The following is a 13,898-nucleotide window of genomic DNA, read 5'->3' on the forward strand; positions in this document are numbered from 1 at the left end:
TGGCTAGCCCTTGATTGCCCAAAACTGCATCTCCAGCCCCGGAAAATCGCCTGCGACATGGAAGGCAAAGCCTTCCGAACCCGCCATCTGCCGCCATGCCGGGGTCGAACGGTCGAGCGCGAAATAGGAATAGCCTGCGTGATAAGGGAGCTGTCGCGGGGCAACGGCCATCAGCCGCAGCGGAATTCCGGGCAGTTGCTTCGATACGAGATCGCGAATATTGGCCATGGAAGCCACCTTCGCCTGCGCGGTGAATTCATGCTGCAGCCTGTCCTGCGGGACGCTTGCCTTGATCGCCAGCACGAATTCCGCATCGCGGATCAGATCGCGATCCGAAATCGGCGCCAACACATAGCCGCGGCTTTTCGATTCGAGCGGAATCCATTCCGCGCTGCTGTCCAGCGAGCGGGCAATCAACCGACGCAGAATGTCCACGACCGGCCTCCAGCTCAGATCGGGGCGATCATGATTGTAGGCGGGAAGCTCCGGACAGAACCGTTCCTCGGTCATGAAAGTCGACAATTCGCCGGCCATTTGAATCAGCAGTTCGAACACGGTCCTCGGGTGCATGACCGACTGTCGGGTGTAGTGTCGAAGCATCGGTCCGATGCGATTCAGCACCTGCAACAGCAGAAAATCCGAAACTGCGGTGACACCCGATTGGTCAGGTTTTCCGACGCGCGCGGCAATGGAGCGGGCGCGCTGGTCCACGCCATCGGCAAGATTGGACAGGGTGCGGCGCATCGATGGGGCCGCCGAAATCGAAAGCGCTGTGGGAAGGAAATCGGGGTCGAGAAGGAGCTTTCCGTCCTCGGCCTTTTCGATGATCCGCGCGACCGCAATCCGTGCATAGGCTGACAGGTCGCTCGACCCTAGCGCCAGGATTGGCCGAACGCGGGCGATCTTGAGCGTTGCCACCTCTCCGGCCTGCACACTGTTGTCACGCGCAAGGTATTCCGAGATTTCGTAACGCGCCGACGCTCGCGAACTGCTACCAGAGGCGATGTCGACTTCGATATTGCCTTCGCCCGAAAGCGGCAGGCACAGATAGACCAGCTCATTGGCGGTGAAATCAGCCGATACATCGAGCACTGCCGGCGTCAGGTCGTCCGCCGGAAAATCGAAGACCGTTCCATCCGGCATCACGCCGGCGGCCTGGCGCAGGTCGACCTTTCCCAGCCAAAGCAGATCCTCGTTCAGGGTCAGCGAGGTGAAGCCGTAGAAATGCGGTTCGCTGCCCGAAACCATGCGGGTCAAGGTGTGTTCGATGTGACGCGCCTGCTGCTGGAAATGCTGCGGCTTGACGAAAAGGCCTTGCGACCAGACAACTTTGCTGCGCGCGCTCATTGTGCTGCTCCCCCCGGCAAGCTCAGCTTTTTCCAGGGCAGTTCAAATTTCTTCGCTGGCGCGCCAAGCTTTTCCGCGGCGGGCGCAAGCTTTTCCGCGCCGGGCTTGAGTTTGTCCGCACCCTGTTTCAGCTTGTCCGTGGCAGGCTTCAGCTTGCCCTCGAGCGATTTTGCCTTTTCACCGTTGGTGAGTTGAACTTCGTTTTTCCACAGCAGCATCAGCAGGCGGCCGCTGTCTCCCGCCGCGCTGACGTCGATGGAAGCACGCCAGTTGGTGTTGTCGATGTCGAGATACTCCGCAACGACAGCGAGCTTCTTTGCCTTCTTCGGAATTTCGTAAGAGCCCAGCAGCTTATATGCCGCGGGTTCCATCATGTTCTCATCGAGCTCTTCGGTGAGAGTGACCCCGAGCGCGCCCTTCGGATCGTTGACGATCGAGAAGAAGTCCAGGGCGAACAGTCTGTGTTCGGATGACAACGCGAATATCTTCACCACAACAGGTGACGGCTCGCCGTCGAAATTGCGATTCACGTCAGGGGCCGCATAGGCATACAGGTCGATTTTCTTCGGTGCGTCGTCCTGTGGCCCCACGGGTAACTTCGGATCTTTCATAATCTTCGCGATCTTTGGGGCAGCTTCCTTGAGCCCGCACCCGCTCAGCAGACCAGCGATGCCTGCAATGACAATTCTGCGGTTCATTTGTGCCTCTCCGCAGTCGGCGAGTTGATGTTTCCTGCGGAAAGGGCGCGCATCGCCGTCTGGTATTCTTCCGCGAAAATCTCCCAGAACAGTGCCTGCAGACCGCCCTGGCGATGCGATGCGAGTTCCCTGAAATAGGTCCTGAACATTCGCCAGCACCACGCGTCGTGTTCCGCGTCGCCCGGTTGGCCGGCGGGCTGCGCACAGGACGCGAAACGGCGCGCCAGAACCTCGGGCCCAAGCGCGGATAAAACGGCATTCAACGCAAGATCGACTGCACTCTCTGTCGCGTCCTGGTGGTGGCCGAGGTCTTCAAGACTTTCCGCGATGGCAGCGGAGGGCGAAAGGCGCAGGGAATCGGGCTCACCGAACAGGCTATCGATCGCTGCCTGACCGTTCACGGCAAGACGCAAGGGATTGTCCTCGACAGCATACCTGCGCATTGGGGGAAAATGTCCGGCGCTGGTCGCTCGTTTGAGAAAGAGGCCGTTCAGCCCTTCGATTGCGGCGCGCAACGCCGCTGCCACATCGGCGCCAAGTTCGGTCTCGTCGCTGCCGGGCTGCGACAACCCAAGTGCCCGCGTCAGAGAACCCCGGGGAGACGTCAGCGAACCCGGCACGGGCACCCTGGGCGGCGGGTCACCAATTTCGTCGGATTCAGCGTCGAACAGGAAGGAAGAGACTTTCTGAAAGGCTACAGCCGAATTGATTTCGACGCGCCCATCGGACTCCTGCGTGCTGGCGGGCGTCATCGGAAGCATATCCACGGGACTACCCAGGCTGTCGAGCGGATCAAGCAGGATAGTATGCCCTGCAGACGCAGCGGGTCCGCCGCCGCCGATTGCCGCCTTATCCAAGGCTGCAAGAGGATCATCCACGACGGGCCTGGTGGCTGGATACGCAGCGTTCGACGCCGCGAACTCACCATCTATCACGAGGCCCTCGGACCTCCTGTCGCGCGGATTGACGAGGGCGTTCAGGTCCCGTCCTTCCTCCTCCGACGTATCCGACGTGCGAATGCTTATGCGGAGCTCTCCAATCGAGAGCGTGTCATTGTCGTTCAAAACGATGGGGCGCCCGGCGGGAACGCTCGACCGCGCGCCGTTGAGCCAGATTTTTGCCCCGGCAATCGCCTGAAGGGTAAATCTCTGATCGATGACAGCAATCGTCGCGGCAGCTTCGGGAACGGTTCCCGCAACATCCTGAATACGCCAGGCCGCATCGATCGCTGAGCCGATACGACCGCCTCTCTCGGTAAAGGTACAACTCGGCTGCAATGCCGGTTCGGCACTGTGAACGTTTTCTATCTGAAACTTCGCTTTCATACGCTTTTACTCAACCTATCCACGCGCCCGGAGCACTATCGGCTGGTGTCCGTGGGCGATTTGATCACCGATGAATGTGGTCCATCCCAATTGGGCCCGGTCGGGATTGCCGAGCAGGAAATTCGGCGTATCAGCTTCGGTCAGGTGCAATTCGAGATCGTAGGCGAGCTGGTCTTTGAGCAGGAACTCGACCAGTTCCCGCAGGCGCCGGAAATCGTTGCCCGAAGGAAGGAAGTCCCTGAATCGCGCAAAGGTCAGGTCTCGAACGACAACGGTAAATTTGCCTGCGACATCCTCGACCGTATCGCCGATGGTCAGGTTCTGCCCCAGCGCGCAATTCATGATTCCGCTGCTGCAAAGCTGGTCGGGCGGAATATCGACGCGCCTATGCTGCAACTCGCGCAATGAAACGTCTGACAATGTGAACGCGTGGCGGATCACGCCCGCCAACATGGCGGCGGAGCGCGTGCGCATCGCGATGATGCCGAGATAGGGGAGGAGCTTCGCCCAGGGCACATGGGAGAAGCCTCGCACCTCCCTGTCACCGATGCCTATGAACGAGAAGAGCCAATCGGAGAACTGATCCTCTGCGCCCGGCCGGTATCGGATATCGTATCTGTACTTTCGCCAGATCAGGAAAAGCAGCCAAATCAGGCGATCGGAGAAAAAGTCATTGAAACGCTGAAGGACGCCTTCTTCGCCCGCACTCCACGCCGCGGTTTCAAGGAAATGAGACGGCAGGGGAGAAGAAGAGCCGTGAAGCCCAAGAAAGCTGACCTTGACTTCATAGCCGGGGTCGTCTTCAGGGCCTCGCTGCGTGATCGAGACAACATCGCTTGCGGGGAAACCAAGACCCGTGTCGACGCTGAACCGAAGATGTTCCGGTCGCTGAACATGCAGGGCACGTTCTTCGACCTCCTGGCCGGTTTCGGACAGGAGCAGTGTTACCACCCGGAAGAATGCATAGTCGAAGCCATTCTCCTTCAGGTCGGAAATCAGATCAGGGGCTGATTGCCGATGCGCGCTTGCCATCGGTACTCCTCCCCTTTTTCGATGCCCTGCACGACAAGTTCGTGGAAAGAGTTGACCGTCGCATAGAGCGCAAAAAACTCTGCCAGCACGCTGGCGAACAGAAACATCTCGCCGTCGGACGCGAACTTGCTCTCCCGCATGCGCAGGACGGACCGCATGCCGCGCACGGGCAGCCCTGCCAGCAGACGATCGATCGGAACGGAACTGATGCCTTCCATTCCTTCAAGCCTGTTGCGCGCAGTGCGCTCTTTCTGGGCATCCGAGCGCGCCGGAAAATCGAATGTCATCAATATGTTGCGGAGTGCTACGGGATCCTGCAACGAGCGATAGTTCAGCGCCAGGGAAGAAATGAGCTGCCAATGGAGAGCGCCGTCCACCATCGGATAGCAAGGCGCTGAAGGCCTGGTGATATTCGCCGGCTTCACAAAGGCGGGGAGGTTTCGTCCGGGCTTGTCGATATCCCCGTAACCCAGATGGGTCGGCACCGCGCCGTTTGAACAGCTCAGCCTGACCGCGATGATTTCGTGCTGACGAAAGACGTGCGTTTCATCTTCCCGTACGAAGCTGAGAAAGCGGTCAAGCCTGGTTCCGGCAATCTGCTGGCGCACCTTTTCCCGGAAATAGACAACATCGCGCCCTTCGGCGCGCTCGATCTCGTGACTGAAATTTTCAAACCGATCATAGCGCTGGGAATAGCCTGGCCGACCGTCGGTCGAGGGGCGCCAACCCGTTACTTCATCGATCGAAAAGACTTCGACGTCCGAGGAGTCGCGACTGGCCGGCACAACCGGATAGTCATTGCGCTTGTTGTTGAGCAGGATGGGCTCGGCATCGTGATCGAACAGATTGATCGCCGGCGCGCAATGCAGCTTGAACGACTCCTTGTCCACGCGCACGTCGGGCGGCAGTGGGCGGTCGAACTCCAGCACGATATCGGCGCGGGCCGATGACATCGGCAGGCTCGCCTGCATCGGAAAGACAAGATCGAAGAAGGCGAATTTTTCCGGGAAGGTGAAGAACTCCTGCAAAAGCCGATAGCCGGCAAACGCATTATGCGGATAGGGCAGCACCGCATCTTCGCTCGCATAGCCGACCGGCTTCACGCACCCCGAACCCAGATCGTATTGCGTGCCTCCGACGCTGACCGAAGCGCGGCGCAGGTAGCGTTGCAGCCACAAACTAAGGCTCTGAGCCGAATAGGGCGAACCCGCGCAGTAGAAGCGCAGTTTGCGAAGGCCTATCGCTGAAATTGCTTCATCCGCGAGCGTGGAAACGCTGATGGTGATCGCCGACCCCGCGTGCGATCGCTCGTGCCGAACGGTGTCGATTTTCAACGGCAGGATCTCGACGTCAGTTGCGAGACGGAAGCGGCAAACCGTCCCATCAACCGGCGTACTCAGGACCTCGGCGCCTTTTTCCACCTTTTGCAGGTCGGCGATGGCTCCGGGAACCGGCGCGTATTCCACAATGCACATCGCCGGAATCGGACGAAGAAAATTCGGCCAAAGGAGCATCAGGAGAAGTTGCGTAACTTCCGGCAGCTGATCGTCGATCTTCTCCCTAAGCCGCGCCGTCAGAAACGCGAAACCTTCCAGGAGGCGTTCCACATCGGGATCGGTCGAGCGACTCGAAAGGTATTTGGTGAGTTGAGGAAATTCCTGTGCGAACGCGTTCCCCGCCCTTCGCAGGTGATCGAGCTCATCCTGGAAATAGCGAGCAAACGACACTTCAGATGACGGCGATGTGCCGCCCCTCCTTCATCACGAATTCGATCGCGAGTTCGTGACCCTCATGCTGGATCCGCGTCCTCGCCTGAATCGTGAAATGCAATTCGACGCCTTCATTCAGCTGCCGATCGAATTTGACCGAGACGTCTTCAATGCGTGGCTCATAGGCCGTGAGAACGCGCCGGATGTCATTGGCGATTGCCGCCATCAGGTCGCGCGATCCCATGGCTGAATCGTTCAGATCGTCCAGTCCGAATGCTGGAGCGCTTGCCGCTCCCCCCACCCTGCCGTTCAGCACGCGGTTCAGATTTGCCTTGATGGACTCCACGCGCTCGGCAACCGGGTCACGCACTTCACGGTGCAGTTGAAGATCATCCGACCTCAAACGCTCCAGCAAAGAGGGCGCCCGGTCGGCCGTATTGACGGGCCGCACCGAAGAATAGGCACCTTTCATTGCCTGACCTATTCCTTGTCGAGACGACCGACGAGCGAAAGTTCGAAACTCGCACCCATGTACTTGAAATGCGGACGCACCGAAATTGACACCCGGTACCAACCGGGTTCGCCTTCGACATCCGATACGTCGATCTTGGCTGCGCGAAGCGGACGGCGGGACCGAACGGCGGACGGCGGATTTTCCTGATCAGCGATGTACTGCGAAATCCACCTGTTGAGCTCTCTCTCAAGGTCACCGCGCTCTTTCCAGGAGCCGATCTGCTCGCGTTGCAGAACCTTAATGTAGTGAGCAAGCCGGTTTATGATGAACATGTAGGGCAATTGCGTGCCGAGGCGATAGTTGGCTTCGGCTTCTTTGCCCTCCTTGGTATTCGGATAGCGCCGGGGCTTCTGGATCGAATTCGCCGAGAAGAACGCGGCATTGTCGCTGCCTTTGCGCATGGTGAGATTGATGAAGCCCTCCTCGGACATCTCGTACTCGCGCCGGTCCGTGATGAGCACTTCGGTTGGAATCTTCTGCTCTAGCTGCCCGAACGACTCGTAGACATGCACCGGAAGGTCGTTCACCGTGCCCCCCGACTGCGGACCGATAATGTTTGGGCACCAGCGATATTTGGCGAAGCTCTCGTGGATCCGCTCCGCCATCAGCAATGCGGTGCTGCCCCAGAGGTAGTGTTCGTGATCCTGCTCGACGCTCTCACGGTACTGAAAGCTGCGTACCGGGTTTTCCTCCGGGTCGTAAGGGTTGCGCAGCAGGAAGCGCGGTCCTGTCAGGCCGACATAGCGCGCGTCTTCCGACTCGCGCAGAGACCGCCACTTGGCATATTTCGGCCCCTCGAAAACTGACGACAGTTCCTTGATTTCCGCGACCTCCGGAAAGCTTTCGACCCCAAAAAACTTGGGAGAGACCGAGGAAATGAAAGGTGAGTGCGCCATTGCGCCAACCGAGGCGCAGAATTGCAGCAGCTTGATATCCTGCGCCGACGGATTGAAGTCATAGAGGCCGATCATCACGCCGACCGGTTCACCGCCGAACTGGCCGTAACCTGCGGAATAGACGTGCTTGTAAAGACCGGATTGCGTCACTTCCGGCGCGACCTCAAAATCCTCAAGGAGTTCGTCCTTGCGGACTGAAATAATCTCGATCTTGATGTTCTCCCGGAAGTCGGTGCGGTCCACGAGGAGCTTGAGCCCCCGCCAGGTTGACTCGATTTCCTGGAATTCGGGCGCGTGCAGAATGAGGTCCATCTGCGCCGATATCTTGCGGTCGATCTCTGCGATCATGCGATCGACGCGCATCTTGTTGACCGGCTCGGTTGTGTCGCCTTCGGCCAGCATCGCCGTTATGAATGCCTCGACCCCCTTGCGCGCGAGGTCGTAGCCCTCGTCCTGCGGATGCAGGTTGCTCTTGGCCATGATCTGATCGAGCAACGGTATTTCGCCATAGGATTGCTCGGCGATTTCTACTGTCTTGGTTTCCATCATCTACCCGGGTGGTTATCTTGGCACGTCATATGTGGAGTCGGGCTGCGTGGAAGAAATCAGCCTTCTTCGGCGGAGTTCTTTTCCAACTCGGCCAGCAGTTCCGCCCTTCGCTCGGGATCTTCGATGATTTCCGAAAGCGCCTTTCGAAATGCGGGAACGTTGCCCAGCGGACCTTTCAGTCCAGTGAGCAGATCCCGCAGCTCCACGAGCTTGCGCAGTTCAGGCACCTGCTGCGCAATCGAATCCGGGGAGAAGTCGCGGAGTGAGCCAAATTTCAACGTTGCCGTCAGTCGCGCATCCGGGTCATTCTCGACAAGTGCATTGGGAACCTGAACGGTTCGTTCCAGGTCCATTTCCTTCATGACGCTGGAGAAGCTGTTCTTGTCGATCGAAATCGCCTTGCGTTGATCGAGCGGCGTTTCATCGGCCCTGCCGGTAAAATCGCCCAATACAACCGTCTTGAGCGGCAGTTCTACTTCCGCCGTCTGGTCGCCGGTCGCCGGAATGAACCTGATATTGATGCGCTCTTTCGGCGCAACAGACCCATCACGTGCCATAAATCACCTTTCAGAATTTCCTCAAGCACATCGTTCACGGTCGACGCACAAGAGTCAAGTGTTTGCTAATATTCAAAATACTAATGTTCAGTTTTGTTTTGTTGCGCCGCTTCGTTGGCACACGCCGAAAAGCAAAAGCGCGCCCGCCCGATGGAGCGTTCGCGCAATGTCACCTTCAGGAATTGAAGCGCAGGCCGTCGGTGCGTCAGACGCCTTTCATACCCTGTGCGTACAAATTGCCCAGGCCGCCCATCTCGCCCTGCATCATGTGGTCTGTATCGTCCGCAGACGGCGGATAGATCTCCCGCAAGTGCTGTTGGCGCGCGTAGATGTGATCACCTTCCGGGTCCCGACTGAGTACGGAGAAGATGTCCATGCGCACGATTCCGGCCATCGCCAGCGCGCGCCTGCGCTTCGCGATCTCCTCAGGGGAAGGTTCCTGATCGCCTTCCATACTCAGTTTCTCCTCTTGCGCAGCTCACCTTCCGCTTCCTTGGAGAAGGCGGTGAGCGTGGCGGTGGGAACGGCCAGCGGGAGCAGACCGGCTGCCAGGATGCTCGCGCCGATATAGGCCGCGTGCGTGGCCACGACCTGCGCCGCACCCTCCTCTCCTATGCCGTCCGTCTGGATTTCAAGCGAACTCTTGCCGACGATCTCCACCTTGCGCCGCTGCGCTTGTATGAACAGTTCTTCCTTGCCTGGCTGGTCCTCGAAGCTCATTTCGTTGAAGCCCTTGTCGCCGGGCACCTGCGAGCGCATGACCATCTTGGTCCTGTTGGCGGGAAGCTGGTAGGGCGTGCGGTTCGTTGCATGGAAGGTGCGCCCGGTGATGATCGGCTGGTCGGGGTCGCCATCCAGAAATTCGACGATCACCTCGTGGCCGACGCGCGGAATGGCAATCGAGCCCATGGTGCCGCCCGCCCAGTTCTGACCAACGCGTATCCAGCAACTCGAACTCTCGTCCTGCTTGCCGTGACGGTCCCAAGGGAACCAGAGCTTTACGCGGCCATGCTCGTCGCAGTAGATCTCTTCTCCTTCAGGACCCGTGACGTGCGCGATCTGCGGACCGAGGATCTTCTGGCGCAGATTCGGATTCTTCGCGCGGTATGGCAGCCGGGCCGGCTGGCATGTGAAGCTCGCGCTATAGCTCGTCACGGCTGCGTCCGACGCTTCTTCCTCCAGAGCTGTTCCCTGGCGGCCCGAGTGCCGGACTTTCACAAGGCGGTGGCTGATGTTGGCGGCGCCGACGGGATGATCCGTCAGTTGAAAGGTGAAGCCCGAGGACAGGTGCACGCAGTTGGTCACGCCTTCCGCTGTCGTCGCATCGACCCTGTGCGCTTCGAGAGCATCGTTGTTGACGGTCTGGCCGATGCCGGGGTCCTTGTAGCCGCCGGGATATGCGAACAACTCATACTGGCCTTTCGCCCCGTTCGATTCGGTCTGCACGGCCTGCACGTCCTGGCTGTTCGCGGGACTCTTGAACGTATAGTCCCGCGACACGCGACGGGTCGCGCGCAGACGGTCGATCTGTGTGAACCGGCTGACCCACATGCCGTCGTAGTAGCCCCCCGGCGAGCCGTTGAAGGTGATCGTCGGCGCGGCTTCCAGGACCGGCATGGAGAACGGCGAATCGGAAACGATCAGCTTGTGGCCGCCCTTGGAATGCTGGAACCAGAAGAAGATACCTTCGTCCGCAAAAAGCCGCAGCAGGAAGTCGTACAGCGTCTCCTGATAGCAGACGCAGAACTCGCGGGACGGATGCGCCCGCTCGACGCGCCACTCGACATCCACGATGCCATTTTCCGCAAGAATCACCTTTGCGATGTCCGGAACCGAGAGTTTCTGGAATATCCTGCTGTCGCTGATATAGCGCAGCCGGTGCAGCGACGGGCACAGCGTGACCCGATACACCGTTCGCGCGAGCCCGACCGCGCGCCTCTCGATCTCCGCGATGACGCCGTGAATATAGCGCCGCGGCTGCCCGCGTTTCGCCACGGTCAGCACGGCTGACGTGTCGAGCAGCATGTTGAGATCGATGTCGTCCTGAAACGACACGAGGTCTACCTCGATCGCGAAGCAATCGGAAATCTCCTCCCTGCCGCTGAACTCGAACACTTCGAACGCCTTCGGCAATGCATCCGCATCGAACGAAAAACGCAAATCGAAATCTACTCCGGAACCGGCAAGGCTATCCTGCGCAGCCCCGGAAGACTCAAAATTATCCTGCACTGTAACCACAGAATGCCCCCTATTGCCCCCTGTGCATGCAACAATATGAGGATCGCGCCGCCCCTTCTGTCAAGTCTTTTCTAATATAAAGACTTTCAAATATATCCGAAAGGAGGACACTGTGTTCTTTGCAATTTCGCGTTGTTTTTGCGTGTTCAACTCTATCGGATATTGCTAGCCGACTACTGACGGGGTCGATCTTGTGCGACCGTTCAGTTGCTGTTTTCGCTGACAAATATAGCCGCAAGCTGGCTTGCCGGAAACTCGAGCGGCATGACCTTCATGTCGAGCCCGCACAGTATTTCCCATCGGGCGACGGCTGTCTCGAGCTGGCCCTTTTCCGCCGCGAGGCCGAGCCCGGACACGATGTCCTCGATGGACTGATATCGCAGCCTGTTGTCGTTCCTGACGCGATACCGATGCACGGCGCTGTCCGCATGTGCGAAAAGGAGGTCGATAACCTCGGCAACGCTACCGAGCGATTTCAGGTCGGGAATGCCGGATTGCCGCCTCAGCGCCGGGGCGAGAAAGCCATAGTCGACGCCCTCGAGATAGGAGTTGGCAATCGCGGTTTCGCATGCCAGCGCGATGAGGCGTTTCGACGGGCATGTCGGATCGTCCATCCGCGTTTCGGGATAGGTCAGAAGATCGAAATCGAAATGCGCGCGGCCAATATAGCCGGGTTCGGAAGGACCCCCGTTCGGCCGCAGCATTCTGAACATGCGCGTGCCGGCAATGTCGCGCGGCTCGGCATCGATGACGGGAGCCGAGCGCCACCAATGGCAGTCGAGCGGGTGCGAGATCGACCAGGCGTCCTCCTCCATCAACTGAAGGGCCGGTCCGTGCGAAGGTTTCTTGAGCGCATCCGGCGGGTCGAGCAGAATCAACGGCGCGTCGAGCCCGGCGCACAGTTCCTGCGCCTCATTCGACCATTCGGGAAAAGGCACGCCCACGGTGGCGGGAAGGTTGAAGTCGGTGTCGTCCACGAAGCTCGCCAGCGGAACCACGTCCCGGTGCGCGAGCCGGAGCCGTCTATACTGCGCGAGGTTGCGCGGGGCGTTGAACACAATCACGACCGGCAGGGAGGCGTCGAACTCATGCCTGACCAGGCTGCACGCGCTGGCCGGCGCCTTGTTCAGCACAAGAAAGGCAACCGGCCTGTCGGGACCGATCTTTCGCGACAGATGCGCGTGAAGGGGCGTGAACCCCTGGCTCATCCTCATGCTGGCCTCATCGACCAGGGCAGGCTGTTCGAGCAATACCAGCCCATGTCTTTTCGCATAGGCCTCAAGCAGCGCTTCCGGCCTTCCATCGCCAGATTGAACACCGACGATTGCCTGCGAATGCGAAGCGCCGGTCCTGAAATGAATCTCACTGAAATAGGTGTTCATAGAAACTCTTTTGTCTTGGGCGATTGCGCGAGCGAATCCGATTTTCATGTCGAAGGCTCAAGCGGGCGCCTGCCGCCAGAGCGGGGCGGTCTCCCGTTCGGCAAAGGGCTTGGTGCGCGCTAACGGGCAGCTTCCTTTTAGTCCGGTGTCAGTGCGGCGCTATCGGTATCTACGACGGCATGGGTATCGCAGTCGGCTTCCCCGGACCGTTGCTCATGTGCGTGTGCGCATTCAGGGATGTCTTGAAGGTTCGAACGTCCACATACGAACTGATCAGCCCCACGGCGCTCAATCCACCATTCACCGACACCTCTCCAGTTATATTGACCGCCCCAACTATTTTGACCCCGTCCTTGCCAATGCTGACCGTCGTCGCGCCCACGACGATGTCCACGCCGCTTGGCAATATCTTCATGAATACATCCGGTGCGGCGCTCAATAGGAACCCCGTTTCGGTCATTTCCATGCGCACTGGTGCTGCCTTGCCCAAGGCGGCGTAGGCCGTTTCGGATGAATCGAAGAAGACGGAGTCCTTCACTGCTCCAGCGTGCGGTTGCAACGCGCCGGTGTCGCTTTGATAGGCCATGACGAAGTCGCCGCCATACAGTTGGCACTTACCCTTCGCGTGGGTCGACAATGTCTTCATCTCGGCATAGTTTATCGTGGTTCCAAAGCTCCAGTTGTGATTGTGACCCGCCCTGAACGTATAGTTGGTCCCCCGCGATATCGAAACGGTGTCCGCCTTGTCGATGTTGACGCGGTTTGTGAGCTTCCCCAGGACCGCCCCACTGAATTGAGCGAAACCACCATCTATTCTCGCATTCAGATCATCAGCAGTTTCGACACCGATTCCTAGAGCGCCCTTGGCTCCACTTTTGAGGTCGTCCGTGCTGACGATGAAAGGTATACCGCCCTTCCAATAGTTGGAGGAACTGCTGTATCCGGTGGTTTTTCTCCTCAATGCAATGTCGTATGCATAGGCTTTGCCGTAGAGGCCTGCAGTAATGCCGATACCCTGTATCAACAACGTCAGGAGCGTTCCGTCGAAACGCCCAAAGTATCGGTGTACGACACTGGTTACGTGATCCAGATTTATACCAACCAAATTGTGTGAAAGGGCCGATCCGGCAAATGTGGCCGTGCCTTTCGTGCCGATTTCCGTATGGCTGTAGTCGTTCGTTTTCGTTTTCTTAGAGTCTTCGCTCTTAACCGGCTCGACAGTCAGCGTCCCTCCTGACTGCTGGGAACCGCTCTGAGGTGCCGAAGTTCTTGCCTTCCTGTCCTCTTCCGAATTGATGGCGTCATTTGTCGAAGCGAAATTGGACGTGGTCATCGTGCAGCCCTGCTTTTGTTTCCACGCATGCGGTAGTTTTCCACGAAGCGCAGATTGAACCCCAATGCTTTCCTGCTCTTAAGTACGGGCCGCAGGAAGCCAAAACCCTGTCGGCTCGACTGCCATGCCTGATGTGCGGCGGATGGACTCTTGCAGCTTGCTTCTTTCGCGATCCGATGCGGATCAAATGAGCAAAGCACGCCTTCCATGTTCAACAAGGCATTGCGCATTGCCCCAGCGCCTTCACTAGCCTGTCGCCCAAGCACCACCAGCCCCCTCCAGTACTTACGCAACCTCATGAAATTGAGAGTCTGGGGA

13 protein-coding genes are annotated in these 13,898 nt (G+C 58.7%); all 13 read right to left on the bottom strand.

Translation table 11 applies throughout. From position 1 onward, the window contains the following. Window positions 1-3 precede the first annotated feature (3 nt). Window positions 4-1,347 carry a type VI secretion system baseplate subunit TssK gene (gene tssK, locus M9924_03095; GenBank protein ID MCO5063382.1) on the bottom strand — a complete coding sequence of 448 codons (1,344 nt, stop codon included), beginning with the start codon at window positions 1,345-1,347 and terminating at the stop codon, window positions 4-6. Beyond that, window positions 1,344-2,045: a type VI secretion system lipoprotein TssJ gene (gene tssJ / locus M9924_03100; protein ID MCO5063383.1), complete on the bottom strand. Its 702-nt coding sequence runs from the start codon at window positions 2,043-2,045 to the stop codon at window positions 1,344-1,346. Before tssJ ends, tssK begins: the two co-directional genes overlap by 4 nt. Continuing rightward, the gene (gene tagH / locus M9924_03105) at window positions 2,042-3,370 is read right to left on the bottom strand and encodes a type VI secretion system-associated FHA domain protein TagH (protein MCO5063384.1); all 1,329 of its coding nucleotides are present in this window, start codon (window positions 3,368-3,370) and stop codon (window positions 2,042-2,044) included. The genes tssJ and tagH overlap by 4 nt, the downstream gene beginning before the upstream one ends. Before the next feature lie 15 nt (window positions 3,371-3,385). Beyond that, on the bottom strand, window positions 3,386-4,402 hold the full coding sequence (gene tssG, locus M9924_03110) for a type VI secretion system baseplate subunit TssG (protein MCO5063385.1): 1,017 nt from the start codon (window positions 4,400-4,402) through the stop codon (window positions 3,386-3,388). Continuing rightward, entirely contained in the window at window positions 4,366-6,129 is a 1,764-nt protein-coding gene (tssF, locus tag M9924_03115; GenBank protein MCO5063386.1) for a type VI secretion system baseplate subunit TssF, read from the bottom strand. Before tssF ends, tssG begins: the two co-directional genes overlap by 37 nt. Before the next feature lies 1 nt (window position 6,130). Next, window positions 6,131-6,583 carry a type VI secretion system baseplate subunit TssE gene (gene tssE / locus M9924_03120; GenBank protein ID MCO5063387.1) on the bottom strand — a complete coding sequence of 151 codons (453 nt, stop codon included), beginning with the start codon at window positions 6,581-6,583 and terminating at the stop codon, window positions 6,131-6,133. A gap of 8 nt (window positions 6,584-6,591) precedes the next feature. After that, window positions 6,592-8,067, bottom strand: coding sequence for a type VI secretion system contractile sheath large subunit (tssC, locus tag M9924_03125; protein ID MCO5063388.1), 1,476 nt, complete (start codon window positions 8,065-8,067; stop codon window positions 6,592-6,594). A 59-nt stretch (window positions 8,068-8,126) separates the two neighbouring features. Further along, window positions 8,127-8,627, bottom strand: a complete 501-nt coding sequence (tssB, locus tag M9924_03130) for a type VI secretion system contractile sheath small subunit (GenBank protein MCO5063389.1) — start codon at window positions 8,625-8,627, stop codon at window positions 8,127-8,129. A gap of 205 nt (window positions 8,628-8,832) precedes the next feature. Continuing rightward, window positions 8,833-9,081, bottom strand: a complete 249-nt coding sequence (locus M9924_03135; GenBank protein ID MCO5063390.1) for a hypothetical protein — start codon at window positions 9,079-9,081, stop codon at window positions 8,833-8,835. Window positions 9,082-9,083: 2 nt separating this feature from the next. Further along, window positions 9,084-10,787, bottom strand: a complete 1,704-nt coding sequence (gene vgrG, locus M9924_03140; protein MCO5063391.1) for a type VI secretion system tip protein VgrG — start codon at window positions 10,785-10,787, stop codon at window positions 9,084-9,086. A gap of 281 nt (window positions 10,788-11,068) precedes the next feature. Then, the gene (locus M9924_03145) at window positions 11,069-12,247 is read right to left on the bottom strand and encodes a hypothetical protein (protein ID MCO5063392.1); all 1,179 of its coding nucleotides are present in this window, start codon (window positions 12,245-12,247) and stop codon (window positions 11,069-11,071) included. Between the two features lie 169 nt (window positions 12,248-12,416). Beyond that, the gene (locus M9924_03150; protein ID MCO5063393.1) at window positions 12,417-13,580 is read right to left on the bottom strand and encodes a hypothetical protein; all 1,164 of its coding nucleotides are present in this window, start codon (window positions 13,578-13,580) and stop codon (window positions 12,417-12,419) included. Then, on the bottom strand, window positions 13,577-13,810 hold the full coding sequence (locus M9924_03155) for a hypothetical protein (GenBank protein ID MCO5063394.1): 234 nt from the start codon (window positions 13,808-13,810) through the stop codon (window positions 13,577-13,579). Before M9924_03155 ends, M9924_03150 begins: the two co-directional genes overlap by 4 nt. Between the last annotated feature and the right edge of the window lie 88 nt (window positions 13,811-13,898).

Source organism: Rhizobiaceae bacterium, assembly GCA_023953835.1.
Lineage (GTDB): Bacteria > Pseudomonadota > Alphaproteobacteria > Rhizobiales > Rhizobiaceae > Mesorhizobium_G.

Coding starts and splice junctions, on each gene's coding strand:
- tssK (MCO5063382.1), bottom strand. CDS start 1,347: ATGAGCGCGCGCAGCAAAGTTGTCTGGTCGCAAGGCCTTTTCGTCAAG.
- tssJ (MCO5063383.1), bottom strand. CDS start 2,045: ATGAACCGCAGAATTGTCATTGCAGGCATCGCTGGTCTGCTGAGCGGG.
- tagH (MCO5063384.1), bottom strand. CDS start 3,370: ATGAAAGCGAAGTTTCAGATAGAAAACGTTCACAGTGCCGAACCGGCA.
- tssG (MCO5063385.1), bottom strand. CDS start 4,402: ATGGCAAGCGCGCATCGGCAATCAGCCCCTGATCTGATTTCCGACCTG.
- tssE (MCO5063387.1), bottom strand. CDS start 6,583: ATGAAAGGTGCCTATTCTTCGGTGCGGCCCGTCAATACGGCCGACCGG.
- tssC (MCO5063388.1), bottom strand. CDS start 8,067: ATGGAAACCAAGACAGTAGAAATCGCCGAGCAATCCTATGGCGAAATA.
- tssB (MCO5063389.1), bottom strand. CDS start 8,627: ATGGCACGTGATGGGTCTGTTGCGCCGAAAGAGCGCATCAATATCAGG.
- M9924_03135 (MCO5063390.1), bottom strand. CDS start 9,081: ATGGAAGGCGATCAGGAACCTTCCCCTGAGGAGATCGCGAAGCGCAGG.
- M9924_03145 (MCO5063392.1), bottom strand. CDS start 12,247: ATGAACACCTATTTCAGTGAGATTCATTTCAGGACCGGCGCTTCGCAT.
- M9924_03150 (MCO5063393.1), bottom strand. CDS start 13,580: ATGACCACGTCCAATTTCGCTTCGACAAATGACGCCATCAATTCGGAA.
- M9924_03155 (MCO5063394.1), bottom strand. CDS start 13,810: ATGCGCAATGCCTTGTTGAACATGGAAGGCGTGCTTTGCTCATTTGAT.